Source organism: Lelliottia sp. SL45, assembly GCF_026672535.1.
In the GTDB taxonomy this organism is placed as follows: Bacteria; Pseudomonadota; Gammaproteobacteria; order Enterobacterales; family Enterobacteriaceae; genus Enterobacter; species Enterobacter nimipressuralis.
Genome location: NZ_JAPPRH010000003.1, coordinates 1,087,515 through 1,113,136 on the forward strand (window position 1 = coordinate 1,087,515; position 25,622 = coordinate 1,113,136).

Genomic DNA, 25,622 nt, shown 5'->3' on the forward strand with positions numbered 1-25,622 from the left:
CACCTTACGATGATAAAGGCAGGTCAGTTCGGACAATTTTGTTAATTTTTGTGAGAATGCGCAATAAGAGCGCAGCAATCGCGCGTCTGGCAAGCTTCTCTCTTATCGTACGGCGGAATTTCCAGTATAATAGCCGCCTTTTTTCATCCAGTTGTGACATACAGAAAGCTGCGACATAGTAGCCTGTAAATCAGGCGACATTTAGCCTGCGGCTAAATTAAGGGATATCTCATGCGTACAGAATATTGCGGGCAGTTGCGTCAGTCCCACGTTGGACAGCAGGTGACCCTGTGTGGTTGGGTCAACCGCCGTCGTGATCTTGGTAGCCTTATCTTCATCGATTTGCGTGACCGTGAAGGCATCGTGCAGGTGTTCTTCGATCCGGATCGTGCGGACGCGTTAAAGCTGGCCTCCGAACTGCGTAATGAGTTCTGCATCCAGGTCACCGGCACCGTGCGTGCGCGTGACGAAAAAAATATCAACGCCGATATGGTGACGGGTGCCATCGAAGTGCTGGCGTCCGACCTGACTATCATCAACCGTTCAGAATCGCTGCCGCTTGACTCCAACCACGTCAACACCGAAGAAGCGCGTCTGAAATATCGCTATCTGGATCTGCGTCGCCCGGAAATGGCTCAGCGCCTGAAAACCCGTGCGAAGATCACAAGCCTGGTGCGTCGTTTCATGGACGACCACGGTTTCCTCGATATCGAAACCCCGATGCTGACCAAAGCCACGCCGGAAGGTGCGCGCGATTACCTGGTTCCGTCGCGCGTACATAAAGGCAAATTCTACGCGCTGCCACAGTCTCCTCAGCTCTTCAAACAGCTGCTGATGATGTCTGGCTTCGATCGCTACTATCAGATCGTTAAATGCTTCCGCGACGAAGACCTGCGCGCTGACCGTCAGCCTGAATTCACCCAGATCGACGTCGAGACCTCCTTCATGACCGCACCACAGGTGCGCGAAATTATGGAAGCGCTGGTTCGTGGTCTGTGGCAGGACGTGAAGGGCGTGGATCTGGGCGAGTTCCCGATCATGACCTTCGCAGAAGCAGAACGTCGCTACGGTTCTGACAAACCAGACCTGCGTAACCCGATGGAGCTGGTGGACGTCGCGGACCTGCTGAAAGCGGTTGAGTTTGCGGTCTTCTCTGGCCCGGCTAACGATCCGAAAGGCCGTGTGGCTGCCCTGCGTGTTCCAGGTGGCGCACAGCTCAGCCGTAAACAAATTGATGACTACGGCAATTTCGTGAAAATCTACGGCGCGAAAGGCCTGGCTTATATTAAAGTCACCGAACGTGCGAAAGGCATCGAAGGCATCACCAGCCCTGTTGCGAAATTCCTGAACGCTGAGATCGTAGAAGCAATCCTTGAGCGCACCGGCGCGCAGGATGGCGACATGATCTTCTTCGGCGCGGACAACAAAAAAGTGGTGGCCGATGCGCTGGGCGCACTGCGTCTCAAACTGGGTAAAGACCTGAACCTGACTGACGAAGCCAAATGGGCTCCGTTGTGGGTGATCGACTTCCCAATGTTTGAAGATGACGGTGAAGGCGGCCTGACGGCGATGCACCACCCGTTCACCGCACCGAAAGATATGACGGCGAGCGAGCTGAATGCGGCACCGGAAGACGCAGTGGCCAACGCCTACGATATGGTGATCAACGGCTACGAAGTGGGCGGCGGTTCCGTACGTATCCACAGCGGTGAAATGCAGCAGACCGTATTTGGAATTCTTGGCATTAACGAGCAAGAGCAGCGCGAGAAGTTTGGCTTCCTGCTGGATGCCCTGAAGTACGGCACTCCACCGCACGCGGGCCTGGCGTTTGGTCTGGATCGTCTGACCATGCTGCTGACCGGTACTGATAACATCCGTGATGTGATTGCCTTCCCGAAAACCACCGCCGCTGCGTGTCTGATGACCGAAGCGCCAAGCTTTGCTAACCCGGCCTCTCTGTCTGAGTTGGGTATCGAAGTGGTGAAAAAGGAAGAGAAAAACTGATATGGCATATAAGCGTCCCGTTTCTGTTCTGGTGGTCATTTATGCAGAAGACACGAAGCGGGTGCTGATGTTGCAGCGTCGCGACGATCCCGATTTCTGGCAGTCGGTTACCGGCAGTCTGGAAGAGGGAGAAACCGCGTCGCAGGCCGCCGCGCGCGAAGTAAATGAAGAGGTCACCATTAATGTTGCTCAGGAGCAACTGACCCTGAAGGACTGTCAGCGCACGGTGGATTTTGAAATTTTTAGCCATTTACGTCATCGCTATGCGCCGGGAATTGAGCGCAATACGGAATCGTGGTTCTGTCTTGCGCTCCCCCATGAACGGCAGATCGAGTTCACCGAGCATTTGACCTACCGCTGGGTTGATGCGGCGGAAGCGGCTGCCTTAACCAAGTCGTGGAGCAACCGGCAGGCGATTGAAGAATTTGTAATTCATGCCGTCTGAATTGACGGTTTATTGGAGATATTTTTATGGCAGGTCATAGTAAGTGGGCCAACACCAAACACCGTAAAGCGGCACAGGATGCCAAACGCGGTAAAATTTTCACCAAAATCATTCGCGAGCTGGTTACTGCAGCCCGTCTGGGCGGCGGCGACGCGGGTTCTAACCCACGTCTGCGCGCAGCGATTGATAAAGCACTGTCAAACAACATGACGCGTGACACCCTGAACCGTGCAATCGCACGTGGCGTGGGCGGCGATGACGACGCGAACATGGAAACCATCATTTATGAAGGTTACGGCCCTGGTGGTACTGCGGTCATGGTTGAGTGTCTGTCCGACAACCGCAACCGTACCGTGGCTGAAGTGCGCCATGCGTTCACCAAAACCGGCGGCAACCTGGGTACTGACGGTTCCGTGGCATACCTGTTCAGCAAGAAAGGGGTGATCTCTTTCGAAGCGGGCGACGAAGACGCGATCATGGAAGCTGCGCTGGAAGCCGGTGCTGAAGACGTAGTGACCTTCGACGACGGTGCGATTGACGTTTATACCGCGTGGGAAGAGATGGGCGCAGTGCGTGATGCGCTGGAAGCTGCCGGTCTGAAAGCCGACAACGCGGAAGTGTCGATGATTCCATCGACCAAAGCAGACATGGATGCAGAAACTGCACCAAAACTGCTGCGTCTGATCGACATGCTCGAAGACTGCGATGACGTTCAGGAAGTTTATCATAACGGTGAGATCTCTGATGAGGTCGCAGCGACGCTCTAATGAGCGCGTTTGAACCTCTAACCGGAGACGCGTGATGTCGATTATTCTCGGTATAGACCCCGGCTCACGCATTACCGGTTACGGCGTTATCCGCCAGGTGGGTCGCCAGTTGACCTACCTGGGCAGCGGCTGTATTCGCACCAAAGTTGATGATTTGCCGTCGCGTCTGAAATTAATTTACGCAGGCGTGTCGGAAATCATTACCCAGTTTCAGCCCGACTTTTTTGCCATCGAGCAGGTCTTTATGGCGAAAAATGCTGACTCGGCGTTAAAACTGGGCCAGGCACGCGGCGTGGCGATTGTCGCGGCGGTGAACCAGGATTTACCGGTGTTCGAATACGCCGCGCGTCAGGTTAAACAGACGGTGGTGGGCATTGGTAGCGCGGAGAAAAGCCAGGTGCAGCACATGGTGCGGACCCTGCTTAAGCTCCCGGCAAACCCACAGGCGGATGCCGCCGATGCGCTGGCCATTGCGATAACGCACTGCCATGTGAGCCAAAACGCCATGCAGATGAGCGAATCAAGGCTCAATCTGGCGCGAGGTCGGTTACGATAATCACAAATCAGGCTGGATAAACATCCAGCCTTTTTTTATGATGGCGGAAGTTAATTTAGCATCTCACGCAGGAGCATCATGTGATTGGCAGACTCAGAGGCATCATCATTGAAAAACAACCCCCGTTAGTTCTGCTGGAAGCGGGAGGCGTGGGGTATGAAGTCCATATGCCGATGACCTGTTTCTATGAACTTCCGGAGTCCGGCAAAGAGGCGATTGTCTTTACCCAGTTCGTGGTGCGTGAAGATGCCCAGCTTCTGTATGGTTTTAATAATAAGCAGGAACGCATGCTGTTCCGCGAGCTGATTAAAACCAATGGCGTGGGGCCTAAGCTTGCGCTGGCGATTCTGTCCGGCATGTCGGCGCAACAGTTTGTGAATGCCGTTGAGCGCGAAGATCCCGCTGCGCTGGTCAAGCTGCCAGGCATCGGCAAAAAAACTGCAGAACGTCTGATTGTGGAAATGAAAGACCGCTTTAAAGGGCTGCACGGAGATCTGTTTACGCCGGCGTCCGATCTGGTGCTGACGTCACCGAACGGCCCGACGGATGACGACGCAGAGCAAGAAGCGGTGGCTGCGCTGGTGGCGCTGGGCTATAAACCACAGGAAGCCAGCCGGATGGTGAGTAAAATCGCCAAACCGGATGCCAGCAGTGAAACCCTGATTCGTGAAGCGCTCCGCGCGGCATTGTGAGGTAGAGGATGATTGAAGCAGACCGCCTGATTTCGGCAGCCAGCAATGTTCCAGAGGATGTGGTGGATCGCGCGATCCGCCCGAAACTGCTGGAGGAGTACATCGGCCAGCCGCAGGTTCGCTCACAGATGGAAATTTTTATCCAGGCGGCGAAACTGCGCGGGGATGCGCTCGATCATCTGCTGATTTTTGGCCCTCCTGGTCTCGGTAAAACGACGCTTGCCAATATCGTGGCGAATGAAATGGGCGTGAATCTGCGCACCACGTCAGGCCCGGTACTGGAGAAAGCGGGCGATCTGGCGGCGATGCTGACCAACCTTGAGCCGCACGACGTGCTCTTTATCGATGAGATCCACCGCCTGTCTCCGGTAGTGGAAGAGGTGCTTTATCCGGCGATGGAAGACTATCAGCTGGATATCATGATCGGAGAAGGTCCGGCCGCGCGCTCAATTAAAATCGATCTGCCGCCCTTTACCCTGATTGGCGCCACCACGCGTGCCGGGTCACTCACGTCACCCCTTCGCGATCGTTTCGGAATTGTGCAGCGCCTCGAGTTCTATCAGGTCGCCGATCTGCAGTACATCGTTGGCCGCAGCGCGCGCTTTATGGGGCTTGAATTGAGCGATGAGGGGGCCTTTGAAGTGGCCAAGCGTTCGCGCGGTACGCCACGCATCGCCAACCGTCTGCTGCGCCGTGTGCGCGACTTTGCGGAAGTGAAGCACGATGGCACCATTTCACTGGATATCGCCTCGCAGGCGCTGGATATGCTTAACGTCGATGCTGAAGGTTTTGACTATATGGACCGCAAGCTGCTGCTCGCGATTCTGGATAAATTCTTTGGCGGGCCGGTTGGGCTGGATAACCTCGCCGCAGCGATTGGCGAAGAGCGCGAAACCATCGAGGACGTGCTGGAACCCTATCTGATTCAGCAGGGCTTTTTGCAACGCACTCCGCGCGGGCGAATGGCGACGGTACGAGCCTGGAATCACTTCGGGATAACACCACCGGAAATGCCGTAGTACGCGACCGGGGTAAGTGCCGGATAGCGCCAGGCGTGATCCGGCCTACAACGACTCAGGTGTTTCCCCGGTAAGCGCAGCGCGCCACCGGGGGGGAATGTTCAGCTGGCTGGTTTCTTCATCATACTGAAGATAAACATCAGCGCCGCACACAGCACCACCGACGGGCCGGCAGGCGTGTCGTAAAACGCCGAGAAGGTGAGTCCGCCGGTAACGGCGATAATACCGACAACTACTGCCACACCCGCCATCTGTTCAGGCGTACGGGCAAAACGGCGTGCAGTAGCGGCCGGGATAATCAGCAGTGAGGTGATAATCAGCGCACCCACAAACTTCATCGCCACCCCAATCGTCAACGCGGTCACCAGCATCAACAGCAGCTTCACGCGCTGTAATTTAACGCCATCGACAAAGGCCAAATCGGCACTGACGGTCATCGCCAGCAGATTGCGCCACTGCCACAGCAAAATTCCGAGAACGATCACCACGCCAATGGCGATTGAGATCAGGTCTTCCGGCGTCACCGCCAGTAAATCGCCAAACAGATACGCCATCAAATCGACGCGAATGTTCGACATCAGGCTCACCACCACCAGGCCAAGCGACAGCGCGCTGTGCGCCATAATCCCGAGCAACGTATCTACCGCGAGGTGAGGGCGCTTTTCAAGCCAAACCAGACCGGATGCAAGCAGCAGCGTCACGGCAATCACTGCGTAAAACGGGTTAACGTCGAGCAATAAGCCAAAGGCCACGCCCAGTAAGGAGGCGTGCGCCAGCGTATCGCCAAAATAGGACATTCTTCGCCAGACGACAAAAGAGCCCAGCGGACCCGCGGCGCAGGCAAGCATAACCCCGGCAAACCAGCCGGGTAATAACAGTTCAATCATGAGTGTCCATTTCCCCGACGCAGGACAATTCGTCCCTGTAAATCATGGCGATGATTATGGTTATGGCGATAAATGCCCAGCTGTTCTGCTCCACGAGAGCCGAACATAGAGATAAATTCCGGATGCATCGACACCACTTCAGGCGTGCCGGAGCAGCAGATATGGTGATTCAGACACAGCACTTCGTCGGTTTTCGCCATCACCAGATGCAGGTCATGCGAGACCATCAGAACGGCGCAGTCCAGCTCACGACGCAGCTGATCGATGAGATCGTACAGGGCGACCTGGCCGTTCACATCCACGCCCTGAGTCGGCTCATCGAGAACCAGCAGCTGTGGCTTACTCAACAACGCGCGTGCCAGTAGAACGCGCTGGGTTTCACCCCCAGAAAGTTTCTGCATAGGGGCTTCGACCAGATGGCCTGCCTGAACGCGTTTCAGAGCGGGGAGGATATCGTCTTTACGCGTGCCTGGACGCAGTCGCAGGAAACGGCCTACCGTTAAGGGCAGCGTGGCGTCAAGATGTATTTTTTGCGGGACGTAGCCGATTCTTAACTTGTCGTCGCGCTTGATGACGCCTGCATCAGGTGCTACCAGCCCGAGAACCACCCGAACCAGCGTCGATTTGCCCGCGCCGTTTGGGCCGAGCAACGTTAAAATTTTGCCGGGTTTGAGGACCAGCGATACGTCAGAGAGGACGCGGCGCTGACCAAAAGATACCGAGATATTTTCAAGAGAAACTAAATTCGTCATGTCAATTTAAGCTTGCAGAAGTCAACGAATGTTATAATATCACATTCCACGCATTCATTACGATCATAAGTTGCATTATGTTACATAAAAATACGCTTCTTTTCGCAGCATTATCCGCTGGCCTTTGGGGTTCAGCAGCACAAGATGTTAACGCCGCCGTTGTCGCTTCGCTTAAACCACTGGGATTCATCGCTTCGGCCATCGCCGATGGTGTCACAGAAACCCAGGTTTTACTGCCTGACGGGGCATCTGAGCACGACTATTCGTTGCGCCCATCTGATGTAAAACGCTTACAGAACGCGGACTTAGTGGTCTGGATTGGTCCAGAAATGGAAGCGTTCATGCAAAAATCCGCGAGTAAAGTTCCGCCGCAAAAACAGGTCACCATTGCCGAACTGGCAGGCGTGAAACCGCTGCTCATGAAAGGGGCTGACGACGACGAGCACGAAAGTGACCATGACCATCCCAATAGCGAAAAAGGTGACGACCATCACCATCATGGCGAGTACAACATGCATCTTTGGCTCTCGCCAGAGATAGCGCGGCTCTCAGCGGTTGCAATCCATGACAAATTAGTGGAACTTATGCCGCAAAGTCGAGCCAAACTAGACGCCAACCTGAAGGATTTTGAGGCACAATTAGCCGCAACCGATAAGCAGGTAGGTAACGAGCTGGCACCGTTGAAAGGTAAAGGGTATTTCGTTTTTCATGATGCCTATGGCTACTATGAAAAACACTACGGGCTGACCCCGCTGGGTCATTTCACCGTCAACCCGGAAATTCAACCTGGTGCGCAGCGTTTACATGAAATCAGAACACAGTTGGTTGAGCAAAAAGCAACATGCGTTTTTGCTGAGCCACAGTTCAGGCCAGCGGTCGTTGAAGCCGTGGCCAGGGGAACGTCCGTGCGCATGGGAACCCTGGACCCGCTTGGAACCAATATTCAGTTGAGCAAGGCGAGTTATTCGCAGTTCCTCAGCCAATTGGCGAACCAGTATTCGAGCTGCCTGAAAGGAGATTAACGAGGAAGTGAACACGTGCAACAGATAGCCCGCTCTGTCGCCCTGGCATTTAATAATCTGCCTCGACCCCACCGCGTTATGCTGGGGTCCCTTACAGTTCTTACCTTAGCGGTCGCCGTCTGGCGGCCCTATGTGTATCACCCACATTCAGCCCCCATCATTAAAACCATCGAACTGGAAAAGAGTGAAATCCGCTCCTTGCTGCCCGATGCCAGCGAACCTATCGATCAGGCCGCTCAGGAAGACGAAGCGATTCCTCAGGATGAGCTGGATGACAAAACCGCCAATGAGGCGGGTATTCACGAATACGTTGTCTCCACGGGCGATACGCTGAGCAGCGTGCTCAATCAGTACGGTATTGAGATGGGCGATATCAGCCAGCTCGCCGCATCAGACAAAGAGCTTCGTAACCTCAAGATTGGTCAACAGCTGTCCTGGACGCTTACCAACGATGGCGATTTGCAACGTCTGACCTGGGAAGTCTCCCGTCGCGAAACCCGTACCTACGATCGTACCGAAAACGGTTTCAAGATGACCAGCGAAATGCAGCAGGGCGACTGGGTTAACAATGTGCTGAAAGGCAAGGTTGGCGCCAGCTTTGTCGCCAGCGCGCGCGACGCGGGTTTGACCAGCGGCGAAATCAGCTCAGTCATCAAAGCCATGCAGTGGCAGATGGACTTCCGCAAACTGAAAAAAGGCGACGAATTCTCGATCCTGATGTCCCGCGAAATGCTGGACGGCAAGCGTGAGCAAAGCCAACTGATGGGCGTGCGTTTGCGCTCCGAAGGCAAAGATTACTACGCCATCCGCGCGGAAGACGGCAAGTTCTACGACCGCAACGGTACGGGCCTGGCGAAAGGCTTCCTGCGCTTCCCGACGGCGAAACAGTTCCGCGTTTCATCCAACTTTAACCCGCGTCGTCTGAACCCGGTCACTGGCCGTGTCGCGCCGCACCGTGGCGTTGACTTTGCGATGCCGCAGGGCACGCCAGTGCTCTCTGTCGGTGACGGTGAAGTGGTCATTGCAAAACGCAGCGGCGCGGCAGGGTATTACGTTGCCGTTCGTCACGGTCGCACCTATACCACCCGCTACATGCACCTGCGTAAGCTGCTGGTTCAGCCGGGGCAGAAAGTGAAGCGTGGCGATCGCATTGCACTTTCTGGCAACACCGGGCGTTCCACCGGCCCGCATCTGCACTACGAAGTGTGGATTAACCAGCAGGCGGTGAACCCGTTGACGGCGAAACTGCCGCGTACCGAAGGTCTGACCGGCAAAGATCGCACCGATTATCTGGCCCAGGTCAAAGAGGTCATGCCGCAACTGCGCTTCGACTAGATTTTTGTCATCTAAAAGCCGGTGCAGAGATGCGCCGGCTTTTTCTTTTGTGCGATACACTCTGCCTCGCTACACTATCTCAAGATTATTTTTTGCTTCACCAGACCCTGGAACCCGCATGGAAACCCAAAAAAACAACAGTGAATACATTCCCGAGTTTGAGAAATCTTTTCGCCATCCGCGTAACTGGGGCGCCTGGCTGGGTGTCTACGCATTTGCGGGCCTTGCGCTGCTTCCGGCATCTTTTCGCGATCCGGTCCTCGGTAAAATTGGCCTGATTGCCGGGCGACTCGGCAAAAGTGCGCGCCGCCGTGCGCAGATCAATCTGTTCTACTGTTTTCCGGAAAAAAGCGACGCGGAACGTGAAGCGATTATCGACGCTATGTTTACCACCGCACCCCAGGCAATGGCGATGATGGGCGAGCTGGCGCTGCGCGGGCCAGAGAAGGTCAAAAATCGCGTGGACTGGAAAGGGCTGGAGATTATCGATGAGATGCGTCGCAACAACGAGAAAGTCATTTTTCTCGTGCCGCACGGCTGGGGCGTAGATATTCCGGCGATGCTGATGGCGTCGCAAGGCCAGAAGATGGCGGCCATGTTCCATAATCAGGGCAATAAAATCTTCGACTACGTCTGGAACACCGTCCGCCGCCGTTTTGGTGGCCGTCTGCATGCGCGTAACGACGGTATCAAACCTTTTATTAAGTCAGTTCGCGAAGGCTACTGGGGCTATTACCTGCCGGATCAGGACCACGGTGCCGAGCACAGTGAATTCGTGGATTTCTTTGCGACTTACAAAGCGACGCTACCTGCGATTGGCCGCCTGATGAAAGTCTGCCGCGCCCGCGTCGTTCCGCTGTTTCCGATTTACGATGGCAAAACCCATCGTCTGACCATCGAAGTACGTCCACCAATGGACGATCTGCTGGACGCCGACGATCACACCATCGCGCGCCGCATGAACGAAGAGGTCGAAATCCTCGTCGGACCGCACGCCGAGCAGTACACCTGGATTCTGAAACTGCTCAAAACCCGCAAGCCCGGCGAGAAAGAGCCGTATAAGCGAAAAGAGTTGTTCCCGAAGAGATAATTTTTGCTACCCATCAGATAACGTTCGGTTTACGCGTACAGGAGGAGTCTTTCTGTACGCGTTGTTACGTCAGTGAGTAGCTCTGGGTTTTCCATTCTCACCATTGGCCGTAAGGGTAGGTTTTAGCTTTAATCAAAAGAGAGAAAAACAGGCAGAGCAAGAAGAGGAAAAAACTGTCGGGAGCGAATCCCCCGACAGTATGGCGTGAATGCAGTTACTCGACAGTCATCACACGCGTGGTGTTCGTTGAGCCGATGGTGCTCATCACATCGCCCTGGGTGACGATCACGATGTCACCAGAGACCAGATAGCCTTTATCGCGCAGCAGATTGACGGCATCGTTGGCGGCTGCAACGCCGTCGTTGGTGCTGTCGAAGTACACCGGCGTCACGCCACGGTACAGGGCTGTCAGGTTCAGAGTGCGCTCATGACGCGACATCGCGAAGATTGGCAGGCCGGAACTGATACGGGATGTCATCAGCGCGGTGCGGCCAGATTCGGTCATGGTGATGATCGCGGTGACACCTTTCAGGTGGTTCGCCGCATACATGGCAGACATGGAAATCGCTTCTTCCACGTTATCGAACTGAATGTCCAGACGATGTTTAGAGACGTTAATGCTTGGGATCTTCTCAGCGCCCAGACACACGCGCGCCATCGCCGCGACGGTTTCAGCAGGATATTGGCCCGCTGCCGTTTCAGCAGAGAGCATTACCGCATCGGTACCGTCCAGCACGGCGTTTGCCACGTCCATCACTTCCGCACGGGTTGGCATTGGGTTGGTGATCATCGACTCCATCATCTGGGTCGCGGTAATCACGGAGCGGTTCAGTTGACGTGCACGACGGATCAGCGCTTTCTGGATGCCGACCAGTTCCGGGTCACCGATTTCAACGCCCAGATCGCCACGGGCAACCATTACCACATCAGACGCGAGAATCACATCGTCCATCGCTTCCTGGCTGCAGACGGCCTCTGCACGCTCAACTTTCGCGACAATGCTCGCGTCACAGCCTGCATCGCGCGCCAGACGGCGAGCGTAGTTCAGGTCTTCGCCGCAGCGCGGGAAGGAGACAGCCAGATAGTCGACGCCAATCTGCGCGGCAGTGATGATGTCAGCTTTGTCTTTTTCGGTCAGGGCTTCAGCGGAGAGGCCACCGCCAAGTTTATTGATGCCTTTATTGTTGGAGAGCGGGCCGCCAACGGTCACTTCGGTGAACACTTTCATGCCCTGAACTTCAAGCACTTTCAGCTGCACGCGACCATCATCAAGTAACAGGATATCGCCCGTTACCACGTCAGCAGGCAGACCTTTATAGTCAATACCCACACGCTCTTTATCGCCTTCGCCTTTACCCAGGTTGGCGTCGAGGAGGAATTTATCACCGATGTTAAGGAAAACTTTGCCTTCTTTAAACGTCGAGACGCGGATCTTAGGACCCTGCAGGTCGCCGAGGATAGCCACGTGACGTCCCAGTTTTGCCGCGATCTCACGGACCTTGTCTGCACGTAATTTGTGATCTTCTGGCGTCCCGTGAGAGAAGTTCATGCGTACCACGTTGGCGCCCGCGGCGATAATTTTCTCGAGGTTATTATCGCGGTCAGTTGCCGGACCTAAGGTGGTAACGATCTTGGTTCTGCGAAGCCTTCTGGACATGTAATACTCCGTTGACTGAAACAACTTTGGTGTTGCGTGAACATAGATTCGGTGCTGTGTAGAAATTACCGAATACCGAAAAAAGTAACAACCTTATAACAACATTTAGGGTACATCGCCCTTAATGAGCAATTCTTTATCAAAACGCGATTCCTTGAGCGCTTCTTTGACACGCTTCAAGTTATCTCTGAATTTCGCGCCACGACGCAGCGTAAAACCCGTGGCCAGCACGTCGATGACGGTTAATTGCGCAAGCCGCGACACCATCGGCATATACATGTCGGTATCTTCCGGCACATCCAGCGTAATAGCGAGCGTTGATTCTCGCGCCAGCGGCGTGCCAGCGGTGGTGATCGCAATCACCATGGCATCGTTTTCACGCGCCAGCTGTGCCAGTTCCACCAGACTTTTGGTCCGACCTGTGTGAGAGATCAGCACTACCACGTCATCTTCGTTACAATTCATACAGCTCATGCGTTGCAGCACTATGTCATCAGAGTAGATGACCGGGACATTGAAGCGGAAAAATTTGTTCATCGCATCATGGGCAACCGCAGCGGAAGAGCCCAGCCCGAAGAAGGCGATTTTTTTCGCCTGGGTGAGCAAATCGACGGCGCGATTGAGTGATGCTTTATCCAGCGATTGACGCACATGGTCGAGCGTCGCCATTGCCGATTCAAAAATTTTGCCGGTATAGGCCTCTACGCTGTCGTCTTCATCGACATTACGATTTACATAGGGCGTGCCGTTTGCCAGACTCTGGGCCAGATGTAGTTTAAAATCGGGAAAACCGCGCGTCTCAAGACTGCGACAGAACCGGTTGACGGTAGGTTCACTGACCCCCGACTCCTGCGCCAGAGCGGCGATGCTGGAATGGATGGCCTGAGTGGGCGAGGCGAGAATTACTTCAGCCACTTTACGCTCGGATTTGCTAAGGTGTTCCAGTTGAAACTGGATTTTTTCCAGCATGTTCATGATGACAAGACACTCATGGGTGGAAGCGATTTCATAAATTGATGAAATCGTGATTCGAATTAGGAAGAATATACCCCTCTGACCTGGTCAAAGGGTAATGAACAACAGCAAATGTTGTTGTTTTTTTTCATTACTTGATCGCGGTCGGGTTTTGGCGACGGCCCGGCGGCACAAAGAATCTACGAATTTGTGGTCATTGCTGTCACTGAAGCGTGCAATCATCGAAAAATCGCGTTATCGCACGCGACGTTAAGCGCTAATGGTTTCGGGAATGACGTAAAAGCAGTACAGTGCATTGTAATAAAATTACAACGATATTCTGGCAAAAGCACCAGGATATCCAACTGAGGAGAATGACATGGCGGTAACGCAAACAGCCCAGGCATGTGACCTGGTCATTTTCGGCGCGAAAGGCGATCTTGCACGCCGTAAATTGCTGCCTTCCCTGTATCAACTGGAAAAAGCAGGCCAGATCCACCCGGACACTCGCATCCTGGGTGTGGGCCGCGCTGACTGGGATAAAGACGGCTACACCAAAGTGGTGCGTGAAGCGCTCGAAACATTCATGAAAGAGAAAATTGATGAAAGTTTGTGGGATGCGCTGAGCGGTCGTCTTGATTTCTGCAACCTGGATGTTAACGACACCTCTGCGTTTGGTCGTCTCGGCGAGATGCTGGACCAGAAAAACCGTGTGACCATTAACTATTTCGCGATGCCGCCAAGCACCTTCGGCGCCATCTGTAAGGGCCTTGGCGAAGCCAAACTCAACGCCAAACCGGCGCGCGTAGTGATGGAAAAGCCGCTGGGCACCTCGCTTGCGACCTCTCGCGAAATCAACGACCAGGTGGGCGAATACTTCGAAGAGTGCCAGGTCTACCGTATCGACCACTATCTCGGTAAAGAGACGGTACTGAACCTGCTGGCGCTGCGTTTTGCGAACTCCCTGTTTGCCAACAACTGGGACAACCGCACCATTGATCACGTGGAAATTACCGTGGCCGAGGAAGTGGGCATCGAAGGCCGCTGGGGTTACTTTGACCAGGCCGGTCAGATGCGCGACATGATCCAGAACCACCTGCTGCAAATTCTCTGCATGATCGCCATGTCTCCGCCGTCTGACCTCTCAGCGGATAACATTCGCGACGAGAAAGTGAAAGTGCTGAAATCTCTGCGCCGTATCGATCGCTCGAATGTGCGTGAGAAAACCGTCCGCGGTCAGTACACCTCCGGTTTCGCGCAGGGCAAAAAAGTCCCTGGCTATCTGGAAGAAGAGGGCGCGAACAAGTCCAGCAATACCGAGACTTTCGTGGCGATCCGTGTCGATATCGACAACTGGCGCTGGGCGGGAGTGCCGTTCTATCTGCGCACCGGTAAACGTCTGCCGACCAAATGCTCTGAAGTTGTGGTCTATTTCAAGAACCCGGAGCTGAACCTGTTTAAAGAGTCCTGGCAGGAGCTGCCGCAGAACAAGTTGACGATCCGTCTGCAGCCTGATGAGGGCGTGGATATTCAGGTGCTGAATAAAGTGCCGGGCCTGGATCACAAGCACAACCTGCAAACCACCAAACTGGATCTGAGCTACTCCGAAACCTTCAACGAAACGCATCTGGCCGATGCTTACGAGCGTCTGCTGCTGGAAACCATGCGTGGGATTCAGGCGCTGTTCGTGCGCCGCGACGAAGTGGAAGAAGCCTGGAAGTGGGTCGACTCCATTACTGAAGCCTGGGCTGCCGATCAGGATGCGCCAAAACCGTATCAGGCAGGTACCTGGGGACCGGTTGCGTCCGTGGCGATGATCACCCGCGACGGCCGTTCCTGGAACGAGTTCGAGTAAACCGGCAGCTAATCCAAACGGGTTATTTTACCGGTAACATGATCTAACACAGATTGTGGCACAATTTTTAATCATTTAAGCTCCACGTGGATTCACCCGTGGAGCTTTTTTTATTACACTGGCTGAAGCGATTTTGCCCCCGAGCTACGGACTGCAAGCGTTTCAGCCTTGTTAATACAAGCGATTCATCTTGTTAACTCCCGAGCCTGGACAGATAAATTAGAGGAGCTTTTATGAATCCTGTATTGTTACGCGTAACACAACGCATTGTTGAGCGCTCAAAAGAGACACGTTCTGCCTACCTCGCCCGCATCCAGCAGGCGAAGACCGACACGGTACATCGTTCGCAGCTCGCCTGCGGTAACCTGGCCCACGGTTTCGCCGCCTGCCAGCCGGACGATAAAGCCTCGCTGAAAAGCATGCTGCGTAACAATATTGCGATCATCACCTCCTACAACGACATGCTCTCCGCACACCAGCCGTACGAACACTACCCGGAAATTATTCGCAAAGCGCTGCACAGCGCTAACGCGGTCGGGCAGGTGGCGGGTGGCGTGCCCGCCATGTGCGACGGCGTAACCCAGGGCCAGGATGGAATGGAACTCTCTCTGCTGAGCCGCGAAGTGATCGCCATGTCTGCGGCCGTAGGCCTGTCCCATAACATGTTTGACGGCGCCCTGTACCTCGGCGTGTGTGACAAAATTGTCCCGGGCCTGGCGATGGCTGCGCTCTCCTTTGGTCATCTGCCTGCGATTTTTGTGCCATCAGGCCCAATGGCGAGCGGTCTGCCAAATAAAGAAAAAGTCCGTATCCGCCAGCTGTATGCCGAAGGCAAAGTGGATCGTATTGCCCTGCTGGAAGCCGAAGCCGCGTCGTACCACGCCGCGGGAACCTGTACGTTCTACGGCACCGCCAACACCAACCAGATGGTGGTGGAATTCATGGGCATGCAGCTTCCGGGTTCCTCTTTCGTACAGCCAGATGCTCCGCTGCGCCAGGCGCTGACCGAAGCCGCTGCGCGTCAGGTCACGCGTTTGACCGGCAACGGCAACGAGTGGATGCCGCTCGGCAAAATGGTGGATGAAAAAGTGGTGGTAAACGGGATTGTCGCCCTGCTGGCAACCGGCGGCTCAACTAACCACACCATGCACCTGGTGGCGATGGCACGCGCGGCCGGTATTCTGATTAACTGGGATGATTTCTCTGAGCTGTCTGAAATTGTGCCGCTGATGGCGCGTCTCTATCCGAACGGCCCGGCGGATATCAACCACTTCCAGGCGGCGGGCGGTGTGCCCGTGCTTATCCGCGAGCTGCTGAAAGGCGGCCTGCTGCACGAAGACGTCAACACCGTAGCCGGTTTTGGCCTGCAGCGTTACACCCTGGAGCCATGGCTGAACGACGGCCAGCTCGACTGGCGCGAAGGCGCGCAGAGTTCTCTCGACGCACAGGTTATCGCCACGTTTGCGAAACCATTCTCACACCACGGCGGCACCAAAGTGCTGAGCGGCAACCTGGGTCGCGCGGTGATGAAAACCTCCGCTGTGCCTGTTGAAAACCAGATTGTAGAAGCCCCTGCGGTGATTTTTGAAAGCCAGCACGACGTGCTGCCCGCGTTCGAGGCCGGCCTGCTGGACAAAGACTGCGTCGTCGTGGTTCGTCATCAGGGACCAAAAGCGAACGGCATGCCAGAATTACATAAACTTATGCCACCACTTGGTGTATTATTGGACCGCTGTTTCAAAATTGCGTTAGTCACCGATGGACGACTCTCTGGCGCATCAGGTAAAGTGCCATCAGCGATTCACGTCACCCCCGAAGCCTATGACGGTGGGTTACTGGCGAAAGTACGCGATGGCGATATCATCCGCGTCAATGGCCAGACAGGCGAGCTGACCCTGCTGGTGGATGAAGCCGAACTGGAAGCCCGTAAGCCGCATATTCCTGACCTGAGCGCGTCGCGTGTGGGAACAGGGCGCGAAATGTTCAGTGCACTGCGCGAGAAACTCTCCGGTGCTGAGCAGGGCGCAACCTGTATTACGTTTTAAGACGACAAGAATTATCGATCTGGCGAGAGAAAAACACTGATGAAAAACTGGAAAACAAGTGCAGAAGCAATCCTGACAACTGGCCCGGTAGTGCCGGTTATCGTGGTGAACAAACTGGAGCACGCTGTACCAATGGCGAAAGCGCTGGTTGCAGGTGGTGTTCGTGTTCTGGAAGTGACGCTGCGTACTGCCTGCGCGATGGACGCGATCCGCGCTATCGCAAAAGAAGTGCCGGAAGCGATTATCGGTGCCGGTACAGTGCTCAACCCGCAGCAACTGGCGGAAGTGACCGAAGCAGGCGCGCAGTTTGCAATCAGCCCAGGCCTGACTGAGCCACTGCTGAAAGCGGCAACCGAAGGCACCATTCCGTTAATCCCGGGTATCAGCACCGTGTCTGAACTGATGCTGGGTATGGATTACGGCCTGAAAGAGTTCAAATTCTTCCCGGCTGAAGCTAACGGCGGCACCAAAGCTCTGCAGGCGATTGCAGGTCCGTTCTCTCAGGTGCGTTTCTGCCCGACTGGCGGCATCTCTCCGGCGAACTACCGTGACTACCTGGCACTGAAAAGCGTGCTGTGTATCGGTGGTTCGTGGCTGGTTCCGGCCGATGCGCTGGAAGCGGGCGACTGGGATCGCATTACTAAGCTGGCGCGCGAAGCTGTGGAAGGCGCGAAGTAATTTTTGCAGTGGCGGGTGTCAACCCGCCCGACAAAACCGAAAATACTGGCCGGGCAAACACGCGTTGCCCGGCTTTTTTTTATGCTTTCACACTCACGGCTTGCGCCGCATTGATCGCCCGCTCAACCGCTGCTTCCACGCTATCGCCGGTGGCTAACGCCACGCCCAGGCGACGAGTTCCGTCGATTTCGGGTTTACCAAACAGACGCAGCTGCAGACCCGCGCCGACGGCGGCCTCCACATTACCAAACGTGACATTCTGGCTGGTCAGCCGGGGCAAGATCACCGCAGAGGCCGCCGGGCCATACTGACGAATTCCGCCCACCGGCAGCCCCAGAAACGCGCGAACGTGCAGGGCGAACTCCGAGAGATCCTGGGATATCAGCGTCACCATTCCGGTGTCGTGAGGACGCGGAGAGACTTCGCTGAAAATCACCTTATCGCCGCAGACGAACAGTTCCACGCCAAACAGACCGTAACCGCCCAGCGCCAGCACCACTTTGCGGGCAATCTCCTGCGCGCGCTCCAGCGCCAGCGCGCTCATCTGCTGCGGCTGCCAGGATTCACGGTAATCGCCGTCTTCCTGACGATGGCCAATGGGATCGCAGAAGTGAACACCGTCAACGGCGCTGACTGTCAGCAGGGTGATTTCGAAATCAAACTTCACGACGCCCTCGACGATGACGCGCCCGGCGCCCGCGCGGCCACCCTGTTGGGCATAATCCCACGCCTTATCAAGCGTGGTTTCGTCGCGGATAAAGCTCTGGCCTTTACCGGAGGAGCTCATCACCGGCTTAATGATGCACGGGTAGCCAATTTGTTCGACGGCTTGCAGGAAATCCGCTTTTCCATCGGCAAAACGATAGCTGGAAGTCGGTAGCGCCAGCTCTTCGGCTGCCAGGCGACGAATGCCTTCGCGGTTCATGGTCAGTTTGGCTGCGCGGGCACAAGGCACCACACGCTGACCTTCCTGCTCAAGGGCAATAAGCGTGTCGGTGGCAATCGCTTCGATTTCCGGGACCACAAAGTCAGGTTTTTCCTGTGCAATCAGCGCGCGAAGTGCGTCGCCATCGAGCATATTGATGACATGCGCGCGGTGCGCGACGTGCATCGCCGGTGCATCCGCATAACGATCGACGGCAATCACTTCAATGCCGAGACGCTGGCACTCAATGGCCACTTCTTTTCCCAGCTCGCCAGAACCCAACAGCATGACGCGCGTCGCGGATGGACGCAAAGCAGTTCCTAAAAGAGTCATCATATCCCCCTAAAAAAGTTGCGCGCAGTATAAACGAAAACGTTTGCGTCTGTCTTCCACCAGGCGCAGATGTCCTGAGCGCAGGGGGAAATTTGCGCTTCTTTAGTGCGGGCAGACATTTCCTGACATCGCCTCGCATAGGCTGTAACCATAACGAACCGTAGAGTGAGGAATATTATGTCAGGCTGGTTAAATCAACTGCAGTCCATGTTAGGTCAGAAAGCGTCGTCGTCCAGTGAGCAAGGACTGAGCAAGCTGCTGGTGCCAGGGGCGCTCGGCGGGCTGGCGGGTCTGCTGGTCGCCAATAAATCCTCCCGCAAACTGCTGGCGAAATACGGCACTGGCGCACTGCTGGCGGGCGGCGGGGCAATCGCCGGAACGGTTTTGTGGAACAAGTACAAAGACAGAGTACGCACTGCCCATCAGGACGAGCCGCAGTTTGGTCAACAGGCCTCGTCGCTGGATGTGCGCACTGAACGGCTGATCCTGGCGCTGGTGTTTGCCGCCAAAAGTGACGGTCATATCGACGATAATGAACGCGCCGCCATCGAACAGCAGATGCGGGAAGCGGGCGTTGAGGCGCAGGGACGGGCGCTGGTGGCGCAGGCGATTGAACAACCGCTCGACCCGATGCGTCTGGCGCAGAGCGTGAAAAACGAGGAAGAGGCGCTGGAGCTCTATTTTCTGAGCTGTGCGGCTATCGATATTGATCATTTTATGGAGCGCAGCTATCTGAACGCGCTCGGCGACGCGCTGAAAATTCCGCAGGACGTACGCGACGGGATTGAGCAGGATATTAAGCAGCAAAAACAGGCCTTACCGGGCTAGTAATATTTGGCGGTTGTCACGTTTCGCTTGCATCGTGCGTGTGTTTTGCCACCCTTATAGGGTGTAAAACCAAAAAGAAAAACTGACATGCTGCCAAAAGCCCGACGCATTCCCAAAGCGATTACCACCCATGGTGATACGCGCATCGATAATTACTACTGGCTGCGGGACGACGATCGCTCGCAGCCGCAAGTGCTTGATTACCTGCATCAGGAAAATGACTACGGCCGAAAGGTGATGTCTTCACAGCAGACGCTTCAGGACAGCCTGCTCGGTGAAATGGTGGCGCGCGTGCCGCAGCGCGATATTTCCGCCCCTTGGACCAAGAACGGCTACCGCTATCGCCATCTCTACGAGCCGGGCAGTGAGTATGCGATTTACCAGCGTCAGTCGGTGCTGAGCGCCGAATGGGATGAGTGGGAGACGCTGCTCGATGCCAATCAGCGCGCGGCGCACAGCGAGTTCTATACGCTCGGTGGGCTGGGCATTTCACCTGATAACACCATTATGGCGCTGGCGGAAGATTATCTGTCACGCCGCCAGTACGGTCTGCGGTTTCGTAATCTGGAAAGCGGAAACTGGTATCCGGAAATGCTGGATAACGTCTCGTCTGATTTCGTCTGGGCGAACGACTCCGAAACTGTCTATTACGTTAAAAAGCACGCCTCAACGCTGCTGCCTTATCAGGTCTGGCGGCACACGGTGGGCACATCTTCAGGCAACGATGAGCTGGTGTACGAGGAAAAAGACGAAACCTTTTACGTCAGCCTGCATAAAACCACATCGCGCCACTATGTGATTATCTCCCTGGCCAGTGCGACGACCACCGAAGTCTTGCTGCTGGACGCCGAACTGCCCGACGCGCAGCCGCTCTGTTTCCTGCCGCGCCGCAAAGATCACGAGTACAGCCTCGACCATTTCCAGCACACCTTCTACCTGCGCTCTAACCGCGAGGGCAAAAACTTTGGCCTGTATAAAACCAAAGTACGCGATGAACGCAAATGGGAAGTGCTGATCCCGGCGCGCGAGCAGGTGATGCTCGAAGGTTTCACCCTGTTTACCGACTGGCTGGTGGTGGAAGAGCGCCAGCGCGGGCTGACCAGTATTCGCCAGATCAACCGCAAAACCCGCGAAGTGGTGGGGATCGCCTTTGACGATCCGGCGTATGTCACCTGGATTGGCTACAACCCGGAGCCGGAGTCGTCGCGGCTGCGCTACGGCTATTCGTCGATGACCACTCCCGATACGCTGTTTGAACTCGATATGAATACCGGGCAGCGGCGCGTGCTGAAACAGGCTGAAGTGGCCGGTTTCGATGCCAGCTGCTATCGCAGCGAACACCTGTGGATCACTGCGCGCGACGGCGTGGAAGTCCCGGTGTCGCTGGTGTATCACAAAGATCATTTCCACAAGAGTAAAAATCCGCTGCTGGTGTACGGCTACGGCTCGTACGGCGCCAGCATGGACGCAGATTTCAGCAGCAGCAGGCTGAGCCTGCTCGACAGGGGATTTATCTTCGCCATTGCCCATGTGCGCGGCGGCGGCGAGCTGGGGCAGCACTGGTACGAAGAGGGGAAATTCCTGAAGAAGAAAAATACCTTTAACGACTATCTCGACGTGTGCGACGGGCTGATTGCGCAGGGTTACGGCGATCCGCACCTGTGCTTTGGCATGGGCGGCAGCGCAGGCGGCATGCTGATGGGGGCGGTTATTAATCAGCGTCCCGAGCTGTTTAAAGGCATCGTCGCGCAGGTACCGTTTGTCGACGTCGTCACGACCATGCTCGACGAATCCATTCCGTTAACCACCGGTGAATTTGAAGAGTGGGGTAATCCGCAGGACGAAACCTATTACCGCTACATGAAGGAATACAGCCCCTACGACAACGTCGAAGAGAAAGCCTATCCGCACATGCTGGTGACGACGGGCCTGCACGATTCGCAGGTGCAGTACTGGGAGCCGGCAAAATGGGTGGCAAAACTGCGGGAGCTGAAAACGGACGATAATCTGCTGCTGCTGTGTACGGATATGGATTCCGGCCACGGCGGGAAATCGGGGCGATTTAAATCTTATGAAGGGGTGGCGCTGGAATATGCCTTTCTGATTGGCCTGGCGCAGGAGACGCTGCCAGGCCATGTTGCGACAGATTAAGCATTGTCGAGGTAGTGACGAAGTGTAAGACGCAACTCCGGGCTCATGCGGTCAAGGTTATTGTATAACCAGCGCAGATAGCCCGGATCGCGCTCAGCCACTTCGGACACCGGTTTGCCGCGGTATTTACCAAAGGTAAACGTGGTCAGCAGCGCCGGACGGCCGGTAATGGTCGCCATATCATCCGGCGTCCAGCCGGTAGTATTCATGATATCAATGAGCAACGCCGCCGTGATATAGCAGTCATACAGGGCACGGTGGTGGTGCAACCCTTCCGGCGTTTTCACACTGAGCTTACGGGATTTATACAGCGCCATATTGCTGTATTTAATCCCCGGCCACGCCCGACGCGCCAGTTTCATGGTGCAAATCCACTCGCCTGGCATCTCCGGCAGCACGCGCCGGTCGAAACTGGCGTTATGTGCCACGTACCATTGGCTGCCGAAATAGTTCGGGATGACATCCTCAATCCAGGGTTTGTCGGCCACCATCGATTCTGTGATGCGGTGGATAGCCATCGCCTGCGCGCTGATAGGGCGGTCAGGCCGAACCAGATGGCTCATGGGGTTGACGATCTGTCCGTCAATAACGTCAACAGACGCCACCTCTACAATCCCGCCCTGAAGGTCACAGGTTTCGGTGTCGATTACACGCAGCATGGCTCACTCCTGGCCGTAAAAACGTTAGCGTAATGGAATGATATCACCTTGCCAACCCTGCTTACCCCATGTTCCGGTTAATAACAGCTCGCCCCGATCCGCGCGAACAATGAGCTGGCCGCTCGAATCCCACAGCGCGCTGTGCCCGTCTGAATTCGCCATCAGTACCGTGATCGCATATTTATGCGCAAAGCGTTGCAGGCGGTTGATAGCGTCTCGCCAGCGCGTTTCGCCTACCGCCTGGCTGCAAGTATACAGCGCAGCCAGCGGATCGATATTCAGCAGCTCCGTTTTCCCCTCAACAATCGTCAGCTGCGGATCGCCGGGGATCAGGCACGCGCCGCTGCCCTGCGGGTAACGCATGGGCTGGCGTTGATTAGGGCAAAAGAGCGCCAGACCTTTCTTACGCGCGCCGTCGGTCTCAAGGGTAATACCTGCAATCACCGTGATTGCCAGGGCGTGCGCGGCGTCAGCTATCGGCTGCAGGGCCAGCTCGCTGGGCGGTTCGGGTAAGGTGGTGTTATCTGTGGCTGGGCCGGTCAGTGAAAGCTCAGGGAAAACCAGCAGATTGCACTGCTGGCGGGCAGCAGCGTCGATAAAGCGAAGATGATGCTGCACGTGGGCATCGATGCAGTTATGCCGGGAGGCATACTGCGCGGCGGCAATATTCCATTGGGACATCGTGACTTCCTTATACACTAGTCGCAGGGTTATTGATAATACACCTGAATACTTCAGGGTTTTCTTATCCTGCCATAATCCATGTAAGGAAATGTAACGACGCGCCGGGTTTACTTAACTTTAGGTTCGTACGGCAAACGCGACAGGGTCACGGATTTCAGGCGATGGGCGATCAAGCGCTCGCGAAACCAGTCGCGCAGATGAGGGGGCTGTTCGCGCTCAACCACTTCGGCGATCACCGGCATGTTATAGCGCTCTTTAAATGCCACGCCCGCAGCGGCGAGATCGACATTCACTTTGTCCATCTCATCCTGGGGGAGGGTAGCCAGATTAATGTTCATTGCCTTCTCCTGTTTATGCGGCGCCAACGTTACCGCGGTTACCCTGCGTTGACAAGCCCGCGCAGGATCATCCTCGACTCCGATATTATACAGCGTTATCCTCTGTCATATAGACATAACCAAAAGGAATGATTGATATGGTATTCACCGCATCCCGCGCGGCTTGCGCTCTGGCATTTCTGCTTTCCGTCGCAACGGCTCCTGCTGCACTGGCTCATGCCCACCTGAAACATCAGTACCCGGCCGCCGATGCGGCGGTGACGGCTGCGCCGCAGGCGTTGACGCTCAATTTCTCGGAAGGCATCGAACCGAAATTCAGCGGCGTGTCGATCACCGGCGATAAACAGCAGATCGTTAAAACCGGTGTCGTGAAGCGCGCAGAGAATGACAATACCCAGCTGATTGTTCCCCTCGAACAGGCATTAACGCCGGGGACCTATTCCGTGGACTGGCATGTGGTCTCGGTCGACGGCCACAAAACCAAAGGCAGCTATCACTTTAGCGTGAAATAACATGCTGGCGTTCAGTTACGTCGCCCTGCGCTTTGTCCATTTTGCGGCGCTGATGCTGATTTTTGGCAATGCGTTTTACAGCGCGTGGCTGGCTCCCTTTTCCCTGCAACGGCTGATGACGCGCCGCTTTCAGAGGCAGCAAAAGATCGCGGCGCTGGTGAGTTTGTCGACGGCGCTGCTGATGCTGGCTGTGCAGGGCGGGCTGATGGGCGACGGCTGGGGTGATGTTATCCAGCCGCAGATCTGGCACGCAGTGGCCAGCACCCGCTTTGGCGGCGTCTGGCTGTGGCAAATCGTCTTTGCGGTCCTGACCGCTTGCGCGGCGTGGATCGCACCTGCGAAAAGCGCGCGTCTGCTGCTGTTGCTTGCTATCGGCCAGTTTATTTTGCTGGCGGGAGTCGGCCATGCGGCGATGCGTGATGGAGTTGCGGGGATCGTGCAGCGCCTGAACCACGCAGTCCATCTGCTCAGCGCTGCCACCTGGGTGGGCGCGTTGCTGCCACTCGTCTTTTGTATGCGGCTGGCGAAAGGGCGCTGGCGCGTTCCGGCTATCTATACCATGATGCGTTTTTCCCGCGTGGGACATTATGCCGTGGCGGGCGTGATCCTGTCCGGGGTCATCAATATGCTGCTGATCATCGGGCTGAACTGGCCGTGGCGCACGGAATACGGGCAACTGCTGTTGTTGAAATGTGCGCTGGTGGCGATGATGGTGGTAATTGCGCTGCTGAATCGGTATTTTCTGGTGCCACGATTTCGTCCTGAATCGGGGCGCGAACAACAATTCTTTATCTGGATGACACAGGCTGAGGTGGTTCTGGGCGCGCTGGTGCTGGCAATCGTCAGTCTTTTCGCGACCTGGGAGCCTTTCTGACAAGGTTTAAAACGTATGAAAAAAACAGTCCTTTCTCTCGTATTGCTGGCGTGCGCCGGTTCCGCATTTGCCGCCCCGCAGGTGATTACCGTGAGTCGCTTCGAGGTGGGTAAAGACAAATGGGCCTTTAACCGTGAAGAGGTGATGCTGACCTGCCGTCCGGGCCATGCGCTGTATGCCATCAACCCGAGCACGCTGGTGCAGTATCCGCTGAATGACGTCGCCGAGAAGCAGGTCGCCAGCGGCAAAAGCAACGGTCAGCCTATCAGTATCATCCAGATTGACGACCCGCAAAACCCGAGTCAGAAGATGAGTCTTGCACCCTTTATCGAGCGAGCTGAGACGCTCTGCTAGTCTCTGCTTTCCAATAAAAAAACCGCAGTCTTCTTACAGGAAGTACTGCGGTTTTTTCGTTTCAGGATGCTCGAACGTGAAATTTTCCGGCCACTTTTGCTGCGGACTGGAAAACCTGGCGTCGTCATCTATTCTTAAAGTGTCAGGCGACTTGAGCCTGCATTAATGCCAACTTTTAGCGCACGGCTCTCTCCCAAGAGCCATTT

Annotated in this window: 25 protein-coding genes; 17 read left to right on the plus strand and 8 right to left on the minus strand. The window is 55.5% G+C overall.

The features are described 5' to 3' along the window. Positions 1 to 231: 231 nt before the first annotated feature. The 6 genes from aspS (at position 232) to ruvB (ending at position 5,483) form a co-directional block, all read left to right on the plus strand. A complete protein-coding gene (gene aspS, locus OVA10_RS11080) occupies positions 232 to 2,004 on the plus strand; it encodes an aspartate--tRNA ligase (RefSeq protein ID WP_268195921.1) in 1,773 nt (590 codons plus the stop codon). Position 2,005: 1 nt separating this feature from the next. Next, positions 2,006 to 2,449 carry a dihydroneopterin triphosphate diphosphatase gene (gene nudB / locus OVA10_RS11085; protein ID WP_100779776.1) on the plus strand — a complete coding sequence of 148 codons (444 nt, stop codon included), beginning with the start codon at positions 2,006 to 2,008 and terminating at the stop codon, positions 2,447 to 2,449. Positions 2,450 to 2,475: 26 nt separating this feature from the next. Next, positions 2,476 to 3,216, plus strand: coding sequence for a YebC/PmpR family DNA-binding transcriptional regulator (locus tag OVA10_RS11090; RefSeq protein WP_100779777.1), 741 nt, complete (start codon positions 2,476 to 2,478; stop codon positions 3,214 to 3,216). A 34-nt stretch (positions 3,217 to 3,250) separates the two neighbouring features. Continuing rightward, complete coding sequence (gene ruvC / locus OVA10_RS11095) at positions 3,251 to 3,772, plus strand: crossover junction endodeoxyribonuclease RuvC (protein ID WP_015964021.1); 522 nt, start codon at positions 3,251 to 3,253, stop codon at positions 3,770 to 3,772. Between the two features lie 80 nt (positions 3,773 to 3,852). Beyond that, entirely contained in the window at positions 3,853 to 4,464 is a 612-nt protein-coding gene (gene ruvA, locus OVA10_RS11100; RefSeq protein ID WP_102103985.1) for a Holliday junction branch migration protein RuvA, read from the plus strand. Between the two features lie 8 nt (positions 4,465 to 4,472). Next, complete coding sequence (gene ruvB, locus OVA10_RS11105) at positions 4,473 to 5,483, plus strand: Holliday junction branch migration DNA helicase RuvB (protein ID WP_100779779.1); 1,011 nt, start codon at positions 4,473 to 4,475, stop codon at positions 5,481 to 5,483. Between the two features lie 101 nt (positions 5,484 to 5,584). Here the strand turns inward: ruvB and znuB are convergent, their stop codons facing one another. Beyond that, positions 5,585 to 6,370, minus strand: a complete 786-nt coding sequence (gene znuB, locus OVA10_RS11110; RefSeq protein ID WP_268195922.1) for a zinc ABC transporter permease subunit ZnuB — start codon at positions 6,368 to 6,370, stop codon at positions 5,585 to 5,587. Then, a complete protein-coding gene (gene znuC, locus OVA10_RS11115) occupies positions 6,367 to 7,122 on the minus strand; it encodes a zinc ABC transporter ATP-binding protein ZnuC (protein ID WP_100779781.1) in 756 nt (251 codons plus the stop codon). The genes znuB and znuC overlap by 4 nt, the downstream gene beginning before the upstream one ends. Before the next feature lie 77 nt (positions 7,123 to 7,199). Between znuC and znuA the strand changes: the two genes are divergently transcribed. The 3 genes from znuA (at position 7,200) to lpxM (ending at position 10,569) form a co-directional block, all read left to right on the plus strand. Beyond that, on the plus strand, positions 7,200 to 8,144 hold the full coding sequence (znuA, locus tag OVA10_RS11120) for a zinc ABC transporter substrate-binding protein ZnuA (RefSeq protein ID WP_268195923.1): 945 nt from the start codon (positions 7,200 to 7,202) through the stop codon (positions 8,142 to 8,144). 15 nt (positions 8,145 to 8,159) lie between these two features. Beyond that, entirely contained in the window at positions 8,160 to 9,479 is a 1,320-nt protein-coding gene (mepM, locus tag OVA10_RS11125; protein WP_100779783.1) for a murein DD-endopeptidase MepM, read from the plus strand. Positions 9,480 to 9,597: 118 nt separating this feature from the next. Beyond that, positions 9,598 to 10,569 (plus strand): lauroyl-Kdo(2)-lipid IV(A) myristoyltransferase, encoded by a 972-nt coding sequence (gene lpxM, locus OVA10_RS11130; RefSeq protein WP_268195924.1) that lies wholly within the window; start codon positions 9,598 to 9,600, stop codon positions 10,567 to 10,569. A gap of 214 nt (positions 10,570 to 10,783) precedes the next feature. On the opposite strand, the gene pyk is transcribed toward lpxM, so the two are convergent. Further along, positions 10,784 to 12,226: a pyruvate kinase gene (gene pyk, locus OVA10_RS11135; RefSeq protein ID WP_100779785.1), complete on the minus strand. Its 1,443-nt coding sequence runs from the start codon at positions 12,224 to 12,226 to the stop codon at positions 10,784 to 10,786. 105 nt (positions 12,227 to 12,331) lie between these two features. Next, positions 12,332 to 13,201, minus strand: a complete 870-nt coding sequence (locus OVA10_RS11140) for a MurR/RpiR family transcriptional regulator (protein WP_100779786.1) — start codon at positions 13,199 to 13,201, stop codon at positions 12,332 to 12,334. A gap of 358 nt (positions 13,202 to 13,559) precedes the next feature. On the opposite strand from OVA10_RS11140, the gene zwf reads away from it, so the two are divergent. The 3 genes from zwf (at position 13,560) to kdgA (ending at position 17,758) form a co-directional block, all read left to right on the plus strand. Next, complete coding sequence (gene zwf / locus OVA10_RS11145; protein ID WP_100779787.1) at positions 13,560 to 15,035, plus strand: glucose-6-phosphate dehydrogenase; 1,476 nt, start codon at positions 13,560 to 13,562, stop codon at positions 15,033 to 15,035. Between the two features lie 233 nt (positions 15,036 to 15,268). Beyond that, positions 15,269 to 17,080, plus strand: a complete 1,812-nt coding sequence (gene edd / locus OVA10_RS11150) for a phosphogluconate dehydratase (RefSeq protein ID WP_100779788.1) — start codon at positions 15,269 to 15,271, stop codon at positions 17,078 to 17,080. A 39-nt stretch (positions 17,081 to 17,119) separates the two neighbouring features. Then, complete coding sequence (gene kdgA / locus OVA10_RS11155) at positions 17,120 to 17,758, plus strand: bifunctional 4-hydroxy-2-oxoglutarate aldolase/2-dehydro-3-deoxy-phosphogluconate aldolase (RefSeq protein WP_102103979.1); 639 nt, start codon at positions 17,120 to 17,122, stop codon at positions 17,756 to 17,758. Positions 17,759 to 17,837: 79 nt separating this feature from the next. Here the strand turns inward: kdgA and purT are convergent, their stop codons facing one another. Beyond that, entirely contained in the window at positions 17,838 to 19,016 is a 1,179-nt protein-coding gene (gene purT / locus OVA10_RS11160; RefSeq protein WP_268196882.1) for a formate-dependent phosphoribosylglycinamide formyltransferase, read from the minus strand. 177 nt (positions 19,017 to 19,193) lie between these two features. Between purT and OVA10_RS11165 the strand changes: the two genes are divergently transcribed. Both OVA10_RS11165 and ptrB read left to right on the plus strand, forming a co-directional pair. Next, positions 19,194 to 19,844 (plus strand): tellurite resistance TerB family protein, encoded by a 651-nt coding sequence (locus OVA10_RS11165; RefSeq protein ID WP_102103977.1) that lies wholly within the window; start codon positions 19,194 to 19,196, stop codon positions 19,842 to 19,844. An 87-nt stretch (positions 19,845 to 19,931) separates the two neighbouring features. Beyond that, positions 19,932 to 21,995 carry an oligopeptidase B gene (ptrB, locus tag OVA10_RS11170; protein ID WP_268195925.1) on the plus strand — a complete coding sequence of 688 codons (2,064 nt, stop codon included), beginning with the start codon at positions 19,932 to 19,934 and terminating at the stop codon, positions 21,993 to 21,995. Here the strand turns inward: ptrB and exoX are convergent. From exoX to OVA10_RS11185, 3 genes are all read right to left on the minus strand, one after another. Next, the gene (gene exoX, locus OVA10_RS11175) at positions 21,992 to 22,654 is read right to left on the minus strand and encodes an exodeoxyribonuclease X (RefSeq protein WP_194513913.1); all 663 of its coding nucleotides are present in this window, start codon (positions 22,652 to 22,654) and stop codon (positions 21,992 to 21,994) included. The two genes, ptrB and exoX, sit on opposite strands and share 4 nt — an antisense overlap. A gap of 24 nt (positions 22,655 to 22,678) precedes the next feature. Continuing rightward, positions 22,679 to 23,335, minus strand: coding sequence for a carbon-nitrogen hydrolase family protein (locus OVA10_RS11180; protein WP_268195926.1), 657 nt, complete (start codon positions 23,333 to 23,335; stop codon positions 22,679 to 22,681). Positions 23,336 to 23,445: 110 nt separating this feature from the next. Continuing rightward, positions 23,446 to 23,676 (minus strand): DNA polymerase III subunit theta, encoded by a 231-nt coding sequence (locus OVA10_RS11185; protein ID WP_100779795.1) that lies wholly within the window; start codon positions 23,674 to 23,676, stop codon positions 23,446 to 23,448. Positions 23,677 to 23,813: 137 nt separating this feature from the next. On the opposite strand from OVA10_RS11185, the gene yobA reads away from it, so the two are divergent. Genes yobA through OVA10_RS11200 form a run of 3 tightly spaced genes read left to right on the plus strand, consistent with a single transcriptional unit; the run spans position 23,814 to position 25,416 of the window. Beyond that, positions 23,814 to 24,188 carry a CopC domain-containing protein YobA gene (gene yobA / locus OVA10_RS11190; protein WP_100779796.1) on the plus strand — a complete coding sequence of 125 codons (375 nt, stop codon included), beginning with the start codon at positions 23,814 to 23,816 and terminating at the stop codon, positions 24,186 to 24,188. A gap of 1 nt (position 24,189) precedes the next feature. After that, entirely contained in the window at positions 24,190 to 25,062 is an 873-nt protein-coding gene (gene copD / locus OVA10_RS11195) for a copper homeostasis membrane protein CopD (protein ID WP_268195927.1), read from the plus strand. A 15-nt stretch (positions 25,063 to 25,077) separates the two neighbouring features. Further along, complete coding sequence (locus OVA10_RS11200; protein WP_100779798.1) at positions 25,078 to 25,416, plus strand: YebY family protein; 339 nt, start codon at positions 25,078 to 25,080, stop codon at positions 25,414 to 25,416. The last annotated feature ends 206 nt before the right edge of the window (positions 25,417 to 25,622 follow it).